Below are 16,282 nucleotides of genomic sequence, written 5' to 3'. Positions count from 1 at the left end.
AGACGGCAAATGTAGCCTTTGGTTTAAAGATCAAAATCACAAATAAATGTTAATTTACCTTTTTATAATCAGTCTAAAAAAGAGGCGACAAGATCTAGATCTCTTCCAATAATTGCTTTTGCGTCTTTGATTACTATTGGACGTTCAATTAAAATTGGATTTTCTGTCATTGCTTGAATGATTTCATCGTTGCTTAGATTTTTGCCTTTGTAGTTTTCTGTCCAAACAGATTCTTTTACCCGAACTAATTGAATAGGTTCCAAATTTAATTTTTGTAATAAATCTTTTAATTCGTCAAAGCTTGGTGTTTCTGTTAAATATGGAATAATTTCATACTCTTGTTTGCTTTGGTCAATAAAAGCCAGACAGTTTCTTGATTTTCCGCAACGAGGATTATGGTAAATTTGTATCATTTTGTTATATTTAAGATGTTCTAAGATAGTTAGTGTAAAAAAATGGTAATTTTGTAAGGTCAAAAATAAGATTTACTTATTAAATTGCATTCTCATTTTAAATTAAAAATTTATGTTTCTAGAGCAGGGAATAAAACCTCAGAATAAATTTTGGTTATATCTTATAGGATCCGTTTTTATCATTATAGCTTCATTTATTGGGCAGATTCCTTTCTCGGCGGCGGTGTTTTATTCCAGTTTTGTAAATAAAAAAGAAATTCCGACAAGCGATGCAGCTGTCATGAAAATTTTCGAACCTAATCTAACTTTATTTTTGGTTCTAATTTCATTTGTTTTTGCATTTGCGGGTATTTATTTTGTTGTAAAATACCTTCATCATCAAACGCTTTTATCGGTTACAACTTCCAGAAAAAAGGTTGATTTAAAACGTGTTTTATTCTCTTTTTCAATATGGACCGTTTTTTCCGTAGGTAGTTTTGCAATACTCTACTTTAATTCGCCTGAGAATTTTGAATGGAATTTTAAATTGATTCCGTTTTTGATTCTTGTTCTTATCGGTTCATTGTTAATTCCGATACAGACCAGCACAGAAGAATACGTTTTTAGAGGCTATCTCATGCAGGGTTTTGCGAATTTGGCCAAAAATAGATGGTTTCCGTTACTAATGACTTCACTTATTTTTGGAACGATGCATATTTTTAATCCAGAAGTTACAAAAATGGGTTACATCATTATGGTTTATTATATTGGAACAGGTTTGTTTTTAGGAATCATTACTTTAATGGATGAAGGAATGGAATTGGCTCTTGGTTTTCACGCAGCTAATAATTTGGTTGGTGCTTTGCTTGTCACTTCAGATTGGTCTGTTTTTCAAACGCATTCTATTTTTATAGATATGTCTGAACCTTCGGCGGGTTTTGATGTAATATTGCCAATTGTTGTTATTTACCCAATATTGCTGTTTATTTTTAGTAAAAAATATAAATGGACCAATTGGAAAGAAAAACTAACGGGAGAAATTAATGTTTTAGAATCACAAAATTAAAAATATCATGTCAGAGTTAACACATAAAAAAGTCCATAATTACTTTAAACTGAACGGTTATCATTTAAATGCAAAAGACTTATGCCGTGTTGGTTATAGTTTTATAAAGGAAGGTGATGCTTACGAACGCGCGATTGGTGAATTTTTTCTGGATTGGTTTGATAAAAAAGACTATATCGAAATGACTACTTCCGGAACAACCGGGCTTCCAAAATTAGTTAGATTAGAAAAACAGGCCATGATACAGTCGGCATTAGCGACAGGTGATTTTTTTGGACTAAAGCCTGGAGACAGGGCGTTGCTTTGTTTACCAACACAATTTATCGCGGGTAAAATGATGTTGGTTCGCAGTCTGATTTTAGGGCTTGATATCGATGTTATCTCTCCAAGTACAGAACCGTTTGCTTATAATTCTAAACAGTATGATTTTGCTGCGATGGTGCCTTTGCAAGTTCAAAATTCAATCGACAAACTTAGCAATGTTAAGAAGTTAATCATTGGTGGTGCCAAAATCGATTCGGCTCTTGAAGCAAAATTGATTCCGCTGAATTTGGAGATTTACGAAACCTACGGAATGACCGAAACGATAACACACATTGCAGCCAAGAAAGTGGGCGAACGCGCATTTTCGATTTTGCCAAATGTGAGAATTGAAACAGATGATCGCGGCTGTCTTGTAATTTTTGTTTCCTCTATTTCTGAAGAACCAATTGTTACAAATGATTTGGTGGAATTGGTTAATGAAAAACAGTTTGTTTTTTTAGGAAGAATCGATAATGTGATCAATAGTGGAGGAGTAAAGCTAATTCCGGAACAGATTGAAGCTAAATTGACGGGAAGAATTGAAAATCGCTTTTTTGTAACGGGAATCCCGGATACTGTTTTGGGCGAAAAATTAATTCTGGTAATTGAAGGAGAAAAGTACGATTTCTCAGCTGACTTTTTTGATGTTTTAGGGAAGTTTGAAAAACCTAAAGAAATTGTTTTTGTTCCGAAATTTAAAGAGAATGAAAACGGGAAGCTATTACGCAAGCCAAGTTTGGATTAAGAAATAAGAAACGGAAATTTCAATAAAAAAAATCCCAAATTCCAATAACGTAGATTGGGGCTTGGGATTTTTTGTGATAAATTGTTTAGTCCCTATGGGACAGATTTACGCCGTGGATTATATTTTTCTACCGATATAAAATCTCTATGAGATACCCGTTAGGTTGTTTAGTCTCTATTGGACAAATTTGTGTTTTTTTTTCTTTTTTTCTTTTTTTTCTACTGATATAAAATCTCTACGAGATACTCCGTTAGGAGTAAAATATCGGTAGAAAAGAATATGTACGTACTGTAAAATATCCCGTAGGGATTATATATTTAAAGGGTTTAAACAAAAAATTCCAAATTCCAAGGATAGAATTGGAATTTGGAATTTTAAATACTGGAATTTATCTTTAAGCTTTTCTTTCCAAAAGGGCCATATAGAATCCGTCAAAACCAGATTCAGAAGCCAGCATTTTTCTGTCTTCAATGAATTTGAATTGCTGTCCAATTTCAGTTTTTAAGAATTTTTCAACTTGTTCCTGGTTTTCAGATGGTAAAACAGAACAAGTAGCATAAACTAATTTTCCGCCCGGTTTTACAATTTTAGAATAGCTTTCTAAAACTTCACTCTGAACTTTACGGATATTATCAATAAATTCAGGTTGTAATTTCCATTTAGAATCTGGGTTTCTTTTTAAAACACCCAAACCACTACAAGGTGCGTCAATTAAAACACGATCTGCTTTTTCGTGTAGTTTTTTGATCACTTTTGTGCTGTCGATAATTCTGTATTCAATATTAAAAGCGCCATTTCTTTTTGCTCTTAATTTTAATTGCTTCAATTTACTTTCGTATAAATCCATTGCAATCAATTGACCTTTGTTTTCCATCAAAGAAGCCATATGCAATGTTTTTCCGCCAGCTCCTGCGCAAGTATCGACTACGCGCATTCCTGGTTTAACGTCAAGAAAACCAGCAACTAATTGTGAGTTAGCATCCTGAACTTCAAAAAGACCTTGTTTAAAAGCATCTGTCAAAAATACATTTGCTCTTTCTTTTAGAACCAAAGCTTCCGGTTGATCTTTTAAATATTCTGTTTCAATATTCAAATCCATCAAAGTGTTTCTAAGGTTTTCTTTGGTTCCTTTAAGTGTATTGGTTCTAAGAATAACTTTTGCAGGTTGGTTTTGAGCAGCAATTTCTTTTGCCCAAACTTTTTCACCAAGTTCTTTTACACCCAATTCATCCATCCAGTCTGGAATAGATTCTTTTAATGCTCTAACTTTTGAAAGTTCGTCAAAACGGCCTTTAATTTTTCTTTCAGGAGTTCCTTCCAATTGTCTCCAATCCGGAATTGGGTATCCTCTTAAAACGGCCCAAACTGCAAACATTCTCCACAAATTATCTCTGTCGTACGGTTCTTTTACTTCAGCAATTTCTGCATAAAGGCGTTTCCAACGTACAATTTCATATATCGTTTCAGCAACAAACTTCCTGTCAGAACTTCCCCAACGTTTGTCTTTTTTTAAGGCTCTAGCTACCACTTTGTCTGCATATTCTCCTTCATTGAAGATTGCGTTCAAAGAATCGATGGTAGTATAAACTAAATTTCTGTGTAATCTCATTTCTAATATTTGAGTTGCAAAGGTACTATTAATTGATTGAAAGTTAAATTTTTAATTATAATTGTTATTTAGCTTTCTTTTTGAAAAGAAAAAAACACTCTAATATAGTATAAAAGAGTGTTTTTTGAATATTTAATAAATGATTATTTTATAATTCGGGTCAAGCCGATGTTTTCCGGAGCGTGAAGTACCATTGGGAACTTCTCTATTTTTACCGAACTACTGTCAAGACCAAATGCTCTTTCTTCAGATAAACTCAGTTTTTTAATGAAGAAATAAGAGTTCATAATAATGTTTTCGTGCCATCTTAAATCATTGTCATTTGATAAGAATTTCTCAGACAATACAAATTTAAAGTCTCCAATAATATTGTTTTTATTCAATGATTCATAACGGCTGGTAATATCTACTTCACCACGTTTTACCATGTCACGAATTACTTCTCTAAACATCAGATTGATTTTGGTAGGTTCTCTGAAACCTAAATTAAAATCGATTCTGTAAATATCGTCTTTCGCGATTTCTGTAACTTTATATTGTGTTTTATAAGGCTCAGTAAGAATGTTTACGTGTACAAACCAATAGATATCAGCTCTTTTTGGTCTTTTTTGCAAAATAGAATAAATAACTTTTTCCTCCAGTTCATCAACACGGTTCGCATTGGTCATGTAAACTAAATGTGTTGCATATTTCGGGATACTTAAATCCTCGCTCAACTCCATCAAAACCTTCTTATAATCTTCAATTTTGACAACTTTCGTGTAGTTTTTGTTGATTTTCTTAGCCAAATACCAGATTGTCATTATGGAGATAAGTAAAGATGCGATAATTAATGTTACGTAACCACCATCGGCAAATTTTGTAATATTAGCAATTAAGAAACTGAATTCAATTAGTAGATAAATGGTAATAAGGGGTACCATAAAATACAATTTTACACGTTTCATAATTAAATAATAGTTGAGCAGTATAGTCGTCATAATCATACATAATACGATTGCTAAACCGTATGCATGCTCCATATTACTTGATTTTTCAAAATGCAAAACGATTCCAACACAACCAAAAAACAGTAACCAGTTAATTGATGGGATATACAACTGTCCTTTTACTTCCGTAGGATATTTGATTTTTACTTTTGGCCAGAAATTCAAGCGCATTGCTTCATTAATCAATGTAAATGATCCACTGATAAGTGCTTGAGAAGCAATAACTGCTGCCAAAGTTGCTACAACAATTCCGAATGGTAAAAACCAATGCGGCATAATTAGATAAAACGGATTGCCATTTTCTCCTCCTAATTGTTGTAAAGTACTTCCTTCATGGTGCGTTAAATAGGCTGCTTGACCAAAGTAGTTCAATACTAGAGTTGCTTTTACGAAAATCCAGCTGATTCGAATATTTTTTCGACCACAGTGACCCATGTCTGAATATAAAGCTTCGGCTCCTGTCGTACATAAAAAAACCAATCCAAGAACAAAAAAACCTTCAGGGTGGATTTGTAGCAAATGATAGGCGTAGTAAGGATTAATAGCTTTGAATACTTCTGGATGTTGTGCAATTTGAATAACTCCTAATGTACCCAACATGGCAAACCAAATAAGCATCATTGGAGCAAAAAACTTACCAACTAGTTTGGTTCCAAATTGCTGAATGGTGAATAATACAAATAAAATGGTGATAACAATGTAAACAATGGTATTTGTTTCCATCGTTGGATAGAAAGCCCTAATTCCTTCAACTGCAGATGAAATTGAGATTGGTGGTGTAATAATTCCGTCCGCCAGCAAAGCACTTCCTCCAATAATAGCGGGCACAATGAGCCATTGAATTTTAGTTTTTTTGACTAAAGCATATAAAGCAAAAATACCTCCTTCGCCATGATTGTCCGCGCTTAAGGTAATAAGGACATACTTTATTGTAGTTTGTAAAGTTAAAGTCCAAAAAACACAGGAAATACCTCCTAAAACAATATCTGCATTAATGATATGCTCACCTAGTATGGCTTTCATTACATATAATGGAGAAGTACCAATATCTCCATAAATGATTCCTAATGTGATTAATAAACCCCCTATAGACAACTTACTATGTAAGTTTTTATGCGCTGCGCTCATGTATGTTTTTATAAAAGACGGTTGCAAATTTACTGTTTTAAAATAAATTAGCCACAATTATGATTAAAAAGATAAAAAAAAGCACAATCCTTAAATTGTGCTTTTGATTTTTATCGGTACATACGATTTTAAGATTAAATTCTTCTGCCTCCGCCTCGTGATCCTGAATTGTTTTCACCTTGTGATTGGTTGTTTCTTGGCGAAGCACTGTAGGTCGGTGTTTCAGATCGTTGTGCGCTTTGTGGTCGAGAGTAAGATCCTCTGTTTTCAGAGTTGCTTCTTGGTGCTTCAGATCTCTGGGCAGCTTGTGGTCGTGCAGAAACGGCTCTGTTTTCAGAATAATTTCTAGGAGATTCTGTTCGTTGTGATACTCGTTCCGTATTTGGTCTGCTCATAGCATTGTTTCTGTTTTCAGAATACTCTTTTGGAGCTTCATTTCTTTGCGAATTTCCTCTGTTAGTATAGGCTCTGTTTTCTGAACTTGCTCTTGGAGTAGGAACACTGGCATTATTTCTATCATTATTTGTTCTAGAAGGTGTATTTACTGTTGCCGTATTTGTTCTATTATTGTTTACGCGACTTGTATTGTTGTTACTTCTGTCAAAGTTCCTGTCTGTCGTTCCTCTGCTAGAGTAATCTCTGTTTTCTCCTGTAGATACTCGGCTTGTAGTGTTTCTGTTGTTATTATAAGTATTTTGAGTTCTATTGTAATCTCTGCTTGCAACTCTTCTCTGATCTAAATCATATCTGTTGCTTACATTAGCATGTCTTTGCTCAAAACTATTGTTTGGTCTCATTCTTTCATAACCATACGAACGTCTTGTTTCGTATAAAACTGGAGCTCTGTAACTTCTTCTGTAGTTAACATAGTTGTAGCTGTTGTGAACGTTGATACATACATTTATATTGTTTCGGTATCTGTAAACTGGATACGGAGTCCATGCTGTATAATATGTAGGATAATAATTCCAGTACCAGGTTGAATAATAAGGTCTGTAATTAGTAATCCAGAAAGAAGAATAGATTACAGGAACCACATTGTAAACTGGCTCATAAATATAATTTGCTCCATATAAATAAGCATTGCCAACTACCTGAACGCTGACTTTGTTATAATTGTCCTTTTCAACGTCAATTGTAGCAACGTCTTGATAAACATCACGATCTAAAACAGCCTGAATAATTACTACGTGAGTTCTGTTTTCTACAGATTCAATAACTCGTAAATAATCTACTTGGTCGTCATCGTTTAAATCAAGATTTGATATTTGATATTTAGGATCATTTAAGCGTCTTTCAAAATCCTGAAGATTTGCAGATTCTCCAAACATTGAAGCAACAGCTCTCAAATCTAAATTATCACTAATATCTGAGTTTTTTGCATAGACTGTAGTTTGGCTTTGTACAGAACAAGAACCTAAACCTAAAGTTAATAATGCTAGTATAAATAGTTTCGCTTTCATGGCAAATAATATTAAGAAATTAATTATTCTGAAATATCCAATTACTGTGCCAAAAAAATAAAACCGAACTCTTGTAGTTGTATTGTGTTGTTAGGTAATGCGTTAGCGTTTTGTTGAGTTTATTTAATTTTTGATTCGACAAAAAAGCATGTGAAAAATTATTATATCAGAAAAAAACAAAACCTATTTTATATGTTATAAATAATTGTATTTTAGCAACACCTAAATCCTAAATTGATGAAAAAAGTAATATTGTTTTGTGGCGCTTTTGTCTTATTCGTTTCTTTCAATACACTTAATAAAGTTAGTAAACAGCCTGTGAATGGTGGGTTTGTTTCAATGCAGACAGAAGTTTTATTCCAGGATAAAATTAGTATTCGTGCCATATCTATTGATAATAATAAAGTTTGGTATGGTGGTGACAACTCTCGTTTTGGCTACTTTGATTTGGATAAAAGAGAGAAATTTGAAGATCATATTTACCGTGATACGCTTAATTTAGAATTTAGAAGTATAGCACAAAATGCAAAAAGTATTTTCTTATTGAGTGTTGGAAATCCTGCTTTATTGTATCAGGTTGATAAAAAAACAAGAAAAGTAAAATTAGTATACAAAGAGGTAAATTCTAAAGTGTTTTATGATAGTATGCAATTCTGGAATGATAAAGAAGGAATAGCAATTGGAGACCCTACAGAAGATACTTTCTCTATTATTGTTACCCGAGATGGAGGAGAGACATGGACAAAATTACTATCAGATCAGTTGCCTACAAATACAGCTGGTGAAGCCGCTTTTGCAGCGAGTAATACGAATATTGTAATTAAGGGAAATGATACATGGTTGGTTTCAGGCGGGAAAAAATCACGTGTATTTTATTCTCCGGATAAAGCTAAAACCTGGAAAGTTGTTGAAACTCCAATTGTTCAGGGGAAAGAAATGACTGGAATTTTTACAGCAGATTTCTATGATGCTAAAAACGGATTTGCTGCCGGAGGTGATTATGAGCTTCCTGAAGATAATTCTAACAACAAAATTGTTACTAAAGATGGTGGGAAAACCTGGCATGTTATAGGAAAAAATCAAGGATTTGGTTATGCTTCCTGTATCCAGTATGTGCCTGGTAGTAATGCTAAAGAGCTTGTTTGTGTGGGATCATCAGGGATTCAGTATTCTCAGGATGGAGGTTCAACATGGAAACAATTATCAGATGATTCTAAACTTTTTACAATTCGTTTTATAAATAAAAATACGGCAATTGCGGCTGGTTATAATAAACTTATACGAATCACTTTTATATAATAAAAAGAACATAAAATAATAAAGACCCTAAATAATAAAGTAAGTATTATTATATAGGGTCCTTATCGCTGTTGTTTTGTTACTTAATCTTTTCCGGCTTTGTCTCGGTATTGTTTTAGCAATTTTCGATTAAAATCATCTTCCGATTTTTTTAGCTTCAAGATTTTTTTTGCTGAAAGTATCTTTTTCAAATTAGAATTATATTTTTCTCGTAAAAGATATAATTCTTTGTCTGTGCTTTCCATTTGAGCCAGTAATACAGCAGCTTCTTTTTCTGAAATCGAATTCATTTTGTCATCATCGAGCTGGCTCAGGTAGGTTTTCATTTTTTGATGCCTCAATTCAAATTGTTTGTCATCGAAAGCATTATAAATTGGCCAGAATTTCTCAGCTTCAGTTGGTGTCAATTCCAGCTCTGTTGTCAAAAATGAAACTTTATAAGCTTTAATTTTTTCACGCTTTTCATCAATTTTGCTGCTTTGGGCAAAGAATGAAAAACTTACTAGAAATAGCAGAATCGGTAGTATATTTTTGATTTTCATCTTTTATGTTTTTGTTTTATTCGGAAATTAAATGTTCTATGTTTGGGCTTGTAGCTAGAATATCTTCAAGAGTTTCGTCTTCAATGGCTACATTTTTATTAAGTTTTTGAATGTCGATACTATCCAGATTTTGAATTAGATCATATTGATTTAAATTTGACTGATAGGATAAATAGGTTTCTAAAGTGGCTTCGTCAAGTTCTTTTGATGTAGCATTATAGTTGTTTACAATCGGAATCATAAGTGCAATAACAACTACAGCAGCAGCAAGTAACGAAAGGACACTCTTACGTCTGTAAAGAGGAATCACTTTTACTTCTTTTTCCTTGTTTGCGAGTTCGAAAATTTTTGTCGAAAGATCATCAAAATAATGATCCGGAGTTGTAAATCCAGATTTGATTTTCGGTTCGTTTTCTAATTTAAATGCTTTCATAATACTTATAAGATAAGTTTTGTCACAAAAGGTTTAATTTGATGTAACATATAATTCAATTTTTTTTACAGCATGATGATATGAAGCTTTTAATGCGCCTACTGATGTGCCCAGTATCTCTGCGATTTCTTCGTATTTTAAGTCTTCAAAATATTTCATTTTAAAAACGAGCTGTTGCTTTTCCGGAAGGGTAATAATTGCTTTTTGAAGTTTGATTTGGATTTCATCACCATCAAAATAAACATCAGATTTTAAATTGTCAATTGCTTTTTTTTGTAAATCTTCAGCGGTTATTCCTTTTAATTTTGCTTTTTGACTTAAAAATGTCAAAGCTTCATTAGTAGCAATACGATACATCCAGGAGAACAGTTTGCTTTCTCCTTTAAAGTTTTTTAAATACTGAAAAACCTTTACAAAAGTGTTTTGCAATACATCGTCAGTGTCATCATGATTCAAAACAATGTTTCGAATATGAGAATACAACGGTTTTTGATAATCGGATATAAGTTTTTGAAACGCTGTGTTTTGCGTTTTAGGATCTAGTAATTGTTGTATAAATTCCTTTTCGTCTATCAAACTTCTTAATTTATCAAACTGTAAAAGAGTTAGAATGAATTTTATACAAAAGGTTTAATTTACTCTTATAAAATTAAAATTCAGACTCTTCCTCAGGTGTTGTAGTTGTAGGAGTCGTTGTTTTTGGTGCTGCCGGTTTTGGGGTAGCTGGTTTCGGCGTTACCGGTTTGGATACTGCAGGTTTTGGTTCTGACGTAGTTTCAGTATCAGTTCCTGTTGCTGTTCCTGTTCCCATTCCTGTTTCATAGGAAGGAGTGGAGGCAGTTTGAGGTACAATTTTTGGAATAATTGGTAAATAAATATCAGTAACCAGTTTTGATGAGCCTTTTACATCTAGTTTGCTAAGTTCTAAAACCTCAAGATGCGACCAGCTTAAATCCGGTACAATTTTCTCATTATTAATGTAAGCCTTGGTTTTTGTGATAGCTTCGTTAGTATGCGAGTAATCACCATTTAAAGTAGTTTTTACCGCGTCAAAACCATTTAATTTTCCAGCTAAAATATCACTTCCAGAGCTAGTCGAAATTTCTTTATTAATAGGTAAGCAGATAGAAATTTTTGCAAGTCCTTTTGTAGTGTCGTAAGTGTGATATATGATAAAAGGTTTTCCGGTTATTGCCAAACCATTTGTTTCACTAAAGTGAATCAATTTAGGGATAACGATTCTGGCATTTTTGCTAATTTTCTGAATTTCGCTTGTAAAAGTTTGTTTTATATATGCTGTTTCGGTTTTTTTTGCAATCCCATTTACTTTTATAGCATAAGTTTTGGTTTCGTAATCCAGATTTTTATCAATGTTTGCTAAGCTTTTTTCGTAAATTGTTCCAATAACTTTATCAGAACCTCCATTCAATGCAGTATAGATCTTAAACAAGAAACTCATTGTTCCTTTTGCTTTCCATGTCACTTTTGTTTTTCCTGCTAAAGTATCTTTAAAAGTCCATGCAACATCAGCTTCGGTTCCGTCGTATTTCATTTTTTGTACAATACTTTCACCGTCTTTTGTTTTTAGAGTAATTGCATTTCCTGTACCATTATCACCGATCCAGTAAAATGATGCTCCGTTTCCACTGGTTTTATTTGGAAATGTCATTTTAATTGATTGATCTTCAAGTGCCCAAGATTCAAAATCTTCGTAGTTTCTAAAATCATTAACATAATTATAGACAGTTGCTTTTGGCGAATTGATTACTTTACTTCTTTCTACAGAAAAAATCCCCTTTTGGGTAGCAACAAAAACAGTAAGAGCAACTAAGCTTAATAATGCTAAAAGAAATAAATATTTTAGAATCTTCATGGAGTATAGGTTGTTTTGGTCGTAAAGTTATAAAAATTATAGCCAGAAGCTTAAATCGCCTAAAAAAATAAAGGTAGCGTATTTAATTGTATTCTGATAAAATAAAACGGTTTCGAAATGTTTTAATTGTGCTTTTTGAGAAAATTTTATCTCTTGAAAAAGAACTTTATCAGGAACAGAATGGCAATGAAAAGAAAAAAAACGATTAAGACTTTATAATTTCCTTTGTAGAATATCTTATGTAATGCAAGATCTTTTCGATAAGCAAATATCATAACGATTACAAAGGCGATAAAAAAACAGACTGCAAATATTAATTGTCCCTGACTAAACATACGTAATAAATTATTTTTGACAAATTTAGAGAATTGTATACGAATAGTTGCTAATTTGCCACTTCATTTAATCAATTAAAATCATGAAAAAACAACTTGATGCAGTAACCGAATTTCATACTGCTTTTAAAATTGGTCATAGTCAAAGTCCAATAGCTGATTTAGGGGCAACAAAAAATATGCTTCGTTATAATTTGATGAAAGAAGAAAATGAAGAATATCTGGAAGCTGTTCAAAATAATGATTTAGTTGAAATTGCTGATGCGCTGGGTGATATGATGTATATTTTATGCGGAACTATAATTGAGCACGGTTTGCAGGATAAAATAGAAGCTGTTTTTGATGAGATTCAACGTAGCAACATGAGTAAATTGGGTGAAGATGGTCAGCCGATTTATCGTGAAGATGGAAAAGTGATGAAAGGACCAAATTATTTTAAACCTGATTTTTCGAAGTTACTATAAAACAAAGTTCTGTGCTTAGATATTTAAACACATAGAAACATAGTTTGATTAAGTTAAAAAAAAGGCGTTTCACTTTCATCAATGCACATAGCTATGTGTTAGAAACATGTTTCTTTTTGTATTCTTTAAAAATTACATTAAATCTATGTTTCTATGTGTTTAAAAGAAAAAATGTATAAATAGAAAACCCGACAGATTTTAAAAATCTGTCGGGTTTGTTTTTATATTAATTTTGGAATTATTGAACTTTTACAGTCCATCCATAAGTGTCTTCAGAAAGTTTGTTTTGAAGACTTGTTAGTTTTTCTTTTAAGAATGAAGCATATGAATTCTCGATTGGTGTCATTTCGTAATATTCACCTTTATATGAGAAACCTTTAATTACGCTAATTACAGCAGCAGTTCCAGCTCCAAAAATTTCTTTTAAAGATCCGTTTTTAGCAGCTTCAACTAATTCAGAAACAATAACCGGACGAACTTCAACATTCAATCCTTCTTTTTCTGCCATTGTAATCAAACTTTTTCTGGTAATACCATCTAAAATTCTTTCGCTTGTTGGAGCAGTTAATAAAGTATCGTTGATTCTAAAGAAAACGTTCATTGTTCCCGCTTCTTCCAGTTTTGTGTGCGTTGCATCATCTGTCCAGATAACTTGTTGGAAACCATCTTTGTTAGCCAAGTTTGTTGGGTAAAACTGTGCAGCGTAGTTTCCTGCTGCTTTTGCAGCACCAATTCCACCATTTGCAGCTCTACTATAATGCTCAGCGATAATTACTTTTACTTCGCCACCATAATAAGATTTTGCAGGAGAAAGTAAAATCATGAATTTATATTCGTCAGATGGATTTGCGATAACCCCAGGACCTGTAGCAATCATAAAAGGACGGATATACATACTTGCTCCGTTTCCTCTCTGAATCCATTCCTGATCGATTTTTAATAATTCATTTAAACCATCCATGAAAATGTCTTCCGGAACCTCAGGCATTGCCATACGTACAGCAGAATTGTTGAAACGTTTGTAGTTTTCATCAGGTCTAAACAACCAAACATCATTACTTTCATCTTTGTAAGCTTTCATTCCTTCAAAAATAGCTTGTCCGTAGTGAAAGACTTTAGAAGATGGATCCATTAAAATAGGAGCATAAGGCTTAATGACCGGAGTCTGCCATTGTCCGTTTTTATAATCACATTCGAATAAATGGTCTGTAAATACAGCACCAAAGCTTAAGTTTTCAAAGTCTACAGAGCTTATCTTAGACGATTCAGCTTTTCTGATTTCAATTTTGCTTGTTTGAGTTGTACTCATAATTATGTAAATTTTTTATCTAATTTGTATTCTATCAAATGAAAATCTAACGTAATGATCTGATGAAGAATAAGTTTTGTTGAATGCAAAATTACGGAAAAATATATAAATTACTTGGTAAAACTGCATTAATTCCTGTGTTTAACTGAGATTTGTTTATCTTATAATAAACCTAAAATTTTGGCTAAGTTTTATAAAGATTTTATGAAAAAACTGTCGTTTTTTAAGGCTTTACGCATTTGTTTTGATTAAATTTGACTAATAAATTTGACTCAAAATCAATGAAATTCCATTGTAAAATTCGAAAATTGTGAAAAGAGAAATAATTAAAACGCTAGATGGTTCAACCACAATTCATTTAGAAGAATGGAACGAAAGTTATCATTCAAAACACGGTGCAATTCAGGAAGCAAAACACGTATTTATAAAAAATGGTTTGTCTTTATTTAATAACAAACCGGTTTCTCTTCTTGAAATTGGTTTTGGAACGGGATTAAATGCTTTTATAACTTTTTTAGAATCACAACAAAATCAGCAGTCAATAGATTATGTTGGAGTGGAAGCTTATCCGGTAAGTGCAGAGGAAGTTTTGGCAATGAATTATGTCGATGAGCTGGAAGCATCTGAATTTTATAACATTTTTGAAAAAATGCATAAATGTGAATGGGATAATAAGGTAGAAATTTGCGACCAGTTCTCGTTAACCAAAAGGAAACAATTTTTTGATGAAATTGACGATATTGAGAAATTTGATTTGATTTACTTTGATGCCTTTGGGTATCGTGTGCAGCCAGAATTATGGAGTACAGAAATATTCCAGAAAATGTACAATAGTTTAAAACCAAATGGCGTTTTAGTAACTTATGCTGCTCGCGGAGTTGTTAAAAGAAGTATGATTTCTGTCGGATTTACAGTTGAAAAATTAGCAGGGCCTCCAGGAAAACGAGAGATGTTTCGAGCGACTAAAAAGGTTTAAATTAACTATTTAGAATAGTTCTACATTGATTTATACGTAGTAAGAAAACGTATTCGTTGATAAAGTTTTGAAAAAAATAAGTTAAAATTCATCTTTATATGTCATATTTGTTTAAATTTGGTGCGAGTTTAAAAAATCAGATAACCCCCAAAAATCTTATTTTATTATGTCAAAAATGATGTTTGATTACACGAAATCAATACTTGAGAGAGTAAGTTTCGATCCGGTACTTTTCTGCAAAGAGTTAGAAAAAGCTATCAAAACACTGTTGCCTTACGAAATGGAGCAATTGCAAGAATGGTTATTAAATTTTATAATTGAAAAACCAGAATTAAAACCGAGTTTACTACTAATTAAAGTATAATAAAAAGGAGCCAATTGGCTCCTTTTTTATTTTATTTCTTTTGTAGTGGACTTATGATTTGAACGTTTTGAAAAACAATTGCTCCTTTTACAACGCCAGCAATTGTAGACCTTAGCGCATCAATGATTTGCATTTTCAATTCGCTTTTAGGGTAAATTAAACTTACTTCACGAGCGGGTTTTGGTTCCTTAAAATTACGCAGCTTTTGTTTGTCGGAATCTTTTAAGTCTAAGGTGTGCAAATACGGAAGTAGTGTTGTACCAAGACCTTCGTCGGCTAATTTTATTAATGTTTCAAAACTTCCACTTTCTATTTGAAAGTTGTTTTGTTCATTGTCAGAAACGTTTTTACATAGATTCAAAATTCCATCTCTAAAACAATGTCCGTCCTGTAAAAGTAGAATTTCATTTAAGTTTAAGTCGGCAACTTCAATTTCTTCTTTTTGAAAACTTGCATGATGTTCCGGGATATATGCTACAAAAGGCTCAAAATAAAGAACGATTTCTTTTATTTTTTCATCTTCAAGCGGTGTGGCAGCAATTGCAGCATCAAGATGGCCATTTTTTAATTTTACGATTATTTCATCGGTGTTAAGCTCTTCAATTAAAAGCTTCACTTTTGGGTATTTTTTAATGAAATTATTTAAAAACATAGGTAAAAGCGTAGGCATAATAGTCGGAATAATTCCTAATCTAAATTCACCTCCAATAAAACCTTTCTGCTGTTCTACGATATCCTTAATTCGATCGGCTTCATTTACAATGTTTTTAGCCTGATTTACTATTTTCTGACCAATATCTGTCAATTGAATTGGCTTTTTACTTCTGTCAAAAATTAAAATATTAAGTTCTTCTTCAATCTTTTGAATCTGCATACTTAATGTTGGTTGGGTTACAAAACATTTTTCGGCAGCAAGTGTAAAATTCTTATGCTCGGCAACGGCTAATACATATTGTAATTGAGTTATAGTCATATTGATAGTAATTTTTGAT

The 16,282-nt window shown here is 32.5% G+C and carries 17 protein-coding genes; 6 read left to right on the top strand and 11 right to left on the bottom strand.

The features are described 5' to 3' along the window. Window positions 1–68: 68 nt before the first annotated feature. Window positions 69–413 (bottom strand): arsenate reductase (glutaredoxin), encoded by a 345-nt coding sequence (gene arsC / locus BD847_RS13045; protein ID WP_115888709.1) that lies wholly within the window; start codon window positions 411–413, stop codon window positions 69–71. Between the two features lie 112 nt (window positions 414–525). Here arsC and BD847_RS13040 point away from each other — a divergent pair, with 112 nt between their 5' ends. Together BD847_RS13040 and BD847_RS13035 are read left to right on the top strand one after the other, a co-directional pair. Further along, window positions 526–1,458 (top strand): CPBP family intramembrane glutamic endopeptidase, encoded by a 933-nt coding sequence (locus tag BD847_RS13040; protein WP_115888708.1) that lies wholly within the window; start codon window positions 526–528, stop codon window positions 1,456–1,458. Between the two features lie 7 nt (window positions 1,459–1,465). Further along, window positions 1,466–2,506 (top strand): AMP-binding protein, encoded by a 1,041-nt coding sequence (locus BD847_RS13035; protein ID WP_115888707.1) that lies wholly within the window; start codon window positions 1,466–1,468, stop codon window positions 2,504–2,506. 394 nt (window positions 2,507–2,900) lie between these two features. Here BD847_RS13035 and BD847_RS13030 read toward each other — a convergent pair whose 3' ends face one another. The 3 genes from BD847_RS13030 to BD847_RS13020 form a co-directional block, all read right to left on the bottom strand. Beyond that, window positions 2,901–4,115 (bottom strand): RsmB/NOP family class I SAM-dependent RNA methyltransferase, encoded by a 1,215-nt coding sequence (locus BD847_RS13030; RefSeq protein WP_115888706.1) that lies wholly within the window; start codon window positions 4,113–4,115, stop codon window positions 2,901–2,903. A gap of 143 nt (window positions 4,116–4,258) precedes the next feature. Continuing rightward, entirely contained in the window at window positions 4,259–6,232 is a 1,974-nt protein-coding gene (locus tag BD847_RS13025) for a KUP/HAK/KT family potassium transporter (RefSeq protein ID WP_115888705.1), read from the bottom strand. A 134-nt stretch (window positions 6,233–6,366) separates the two neighbouring features. Next, window positions 6,367–7,695 carry a hypothetical protein gene (locus BD847_RS13020; protein ID WP_115888704.1) on the bottom strand — a complete coding sequence of 443 codons (1,329 nt, stop codon included), beginning with the start codon at window positions 7,693–7,695 and terminating at the stop codon, window positions 6,367–6,369. 237 nt (window positions 7,696–7,932) lie between these two features. Here BD847_RS13020 and BD847_RS13015 point away from each other — a divergent pair, with 237 nt between their 5' ends. Next, window positions 7,933–8,994: a WD40/YVTN/BNR-like repeat-containing protein gene (locus BD847_RS13015; protein ID WP_115888703.1), complete on the top strand. Its 1,062-nt coding sequence runs from the start codon at window positions 7,933–7,935 to the stop codon at window positions 8,992–8,994. Window positions 8,995–9,077: 83 nt separating this feature from the next. Here the strand turns inward: BD847_RS13015 and BD847_RS13010 are convergent, their stop codons facing one another. From BD847_RS13010 to BD847_RS20995, 5 genes are all read right to left on the bottom strand, one after another. Further along, the gene (locus tag BD847_RS13010; RefSeq protein ID WP_115888702.1) at window positions 9,078–9,536 is read right to left on the bottom strand and encodes a sensor of ECF-type sigma factor; all 459 of its coding nucleotides are present in this window, start codon (window positions 9,534–9,536) and stop codon (window positions 9,078–9,080) included. 16 nt (window positions 9,537–9,552) lie between these two features. Continuing rightward, the gene (locus BD847_RS13005; protein WP_115888701.1) at window positions 9,553–9,969 is read right to left on the bottom strand and encodes a hypothetical protein; all 417 of its coding nucleotides are present in this window, start codon (window positions 9,967–9,969) and stop codon (window positions 9,553–9,555) included. A 33-nt stretch (window positions 9,970–10,002) separates the two neighbouring features. Then, complete coding sequence (locus tag BD847_RS13000) at window positions 10,003–10,545, bottom strand: RNA polymerase sigma factor (RefSeq protein ID WP_115888700.1); 543 nt, start codon at window positions 10,543–10,545, stop codon at window positions 10,003–10,005. Between the two features lie 73 nt (window positions 10,546–10,618). Further along, window positions 10,619–11,842 carry an SRPBCC family protein gene (locus BD847_RS12995; protein WP_115888699.1) on the bottom strand — a complete coding sequence of 408 codons (1,224 nt, stop codon included), beginning with the start codon at window positions 11,840–11,842 and terminating at the stop codon, window positions 10,619–10,621. A gap of 146 nt (window positions 11,843–11,988) precedes the next feature. After that, on the bottom strand, window positions 11,989–12,177 hold the full coding sequence (locus BD847_RS20995) for a hypothetical protein (RefSeq protein WP_115888698.1): 189 nt from the start codon (window positions 12,175–12,177) through the stop codon (window positions 11,989–11,991). An 83-nt stretch (window positions 12,178–12,260) separates the two neighbouring features. Here BD847_RS20995 and BD847_RS12985 point away from each other — a divergent pair, with 83 nt between their 5' ends. Beyond that, complete coding sequence (locus BD847_RS12985) at window positions 12,261–12,641, top strand: pyrophosphohydrolase domain-containing protein (protein WP_115888697.1); 381 nt, start codon at window positions 12,261–12,263, stop codon at window positions 12,639–12,641. Between the two features lie 238 nt (window positions 12,642–12,879). On the opposite strand, the gene BD847_RS12980 is transcribed toward BD847_RS12985, so the two are convergent. Further along, window positions 12,880–13,950, bottom strand: a complete 1,071-nt coding sequence (locus tag BD847_RS12980) for a branched-chain amino acid aminotransferase (RefSeq protein ID WP_115888696.1) — start codon at window positions 13,948–13,950, stop codon at window positions 12,880–12,882. A 310-nt stretch (window positions 13,951–14,260) separates the two neighbouring features. Between BD847_RS12980 and mnmD the strand changes: the two genes are divergently transcribed. Next, window positions 14,261–14,926 (top strand): tRNA (5-methylaminomethyl-2-thiouridine)(34)-methyltransferase MnmD, encoded by a 666-nt coding sequence (gene mnmD, locus BD847_RS12975; protein WP_115888695.1) that lies wholly within the window; start codon window positions 14,261–14,263, stop codon window positions 14,924–14,926. Window positions 14,927–15,092: 166 nt separating this feature from the next. Next, on the top strand, window positions 15,093–15,290 hold the full coding sequence (locus BD847_RS12970) for a hypothetical protein (protein WP_115888694.1): 198 nt from the start codon (window positions 15,093–15,095) through the stop codon (window positions 15,288–15,290). 31 nt (window positions 15,291–15,321) lie between these two features. Here BD847_RS12970 and BD847_RS12965 read toward each other — a convergent pair whose 3' ends face one another. Then, a complete protein-coding gene (locus BD847_RS12965) occupies window positions 15,322–16,263 on the bottom strand; it encodes a LysR substrate-binding domain-containing protein (RefSeq protein ID WP_115888693.1) in 942 nt (313 codons plus the stop codon). Window positions 16,264–16,282 lie beyond the last annotated feature (19 nt).

Origin of the sequence: Flavobacterium cutihirudinis (genome assembly GCF_003385895.1) — a bacterium.
In the GTDB taxonomy this organism is placed as follows: Bacteria; Bacteroidota; Bacteroidia; order Flavobacteriales; family Flavobacteriaceae; genus Flavobacterium; species Flavobacterium cutihirudinis.
Note: the sequence above shows the minus strand (reverse complement) of the source record. Positions and strands in the feature narration are given on the sequence as shown.

Bases quoted from the DNA above. Each gene is read 5' to 3' on its own strand.
- arsC (WP_115888709.1), bottom strand. From the start codon at position 413: ATGATACAAATTTACCATAATCCTCGTTGCGGAAAATCAAGAAACTGT.
- BD847_RS13040 (WP_115888708.1), top strand. From the start codon at position 526: ATGTTTCTAGAGCAGGGAATAAAACCTCAGAATAAATTTTGGTTATAT.
- BD847_RS13035 (WP_115888707.1), top strand. From the start codon at position 1,466: ATGTCAGAGTTAACACATAAAAAAGTCCATAATTACTTTAAACTGAAC.
- BD847_RS13030 (WP_115888706.1), bottom strand. From the start codon at position 4,115: ATGAGATTACACAGAAATTTAGTTTATACTACCATCGATTCTTTGAAC.
- BD847_RS13025 (WP_115888705.1), bottom strand. From the start codon at position 6,232: ATGAGCGCAGCGCATAAAAACTTACATAGTAAGTTGTCTATAGGGGGT.
- BD847_RS13020 (WP_115888704.1), bottom strand. From the start codon at position 7,695: ATGAAAGCGAAACTATTTATACTAGCATTATTAACTTTAGGTTTAGGT.
- BD847_RS13015 (WP_115888703.1), top strand. From the start codon at position 7,933: ATGAAAAAAGTAATATTGTTTTGTGGCGCTTTTGTCTTATTCGTTTCT.
- BD847_RS13010 (WP_115888702.1), bottom strand. From the start codon at position 9,536: ATGAAAATCAAAAATATACTACCGATTCTGCTATTTCTAGTAAGTTTT.
- BD847_RS13005 (WP_115888701.1), bottom strand. From the start codon at position 9,969: ATGAAAGCATTTAAATTAGAAAACGAACCGAAAATCAAATCTGGATTT.
- BD847_RS12995 (WP_115888699.1), bottom strand. From the start codon at position 11,842: ATGAAGATTCTAAAATATTTATTTCTTTTAGCATTATTAAGCTTAGTT.
- BD847_RS20995 (WP_115888698.1), bottom strand. From the start codon at position 12,177: ATGTTTAGTCAGGGACAATTAATATTTGCAGTCTGTTTTTTTATCGCC.
- BD847_RS12985 (WP_115888697.1), top strand. From the start codon at position 12,261: ATGAAAAAACAACTTGATGCAGTAACCGAATTTCATACTGCTTTTAAA.
- BD847_RS12980 (WP_115888696.1), bottom strand. From the start codon at position 13,950: ATGAGTACAACTCAAACAAGCAAAATTGAAATCAGAAAAGCTGAATCG.
- BD847_RS12970 (WP_115888694.1), top strand. From the start codon at position 15,093: ATGTCAAAAATGATGTTTGATTACACGAAATCAATACTTGAGAGAGTA.
- BD847_RS12965 (WP_115888693.1), bottom strand. From the start codon at position 16,263: ATGACTATAACTCAATTACAATATGTATTAGCCGTTGCCGAGCATAAG.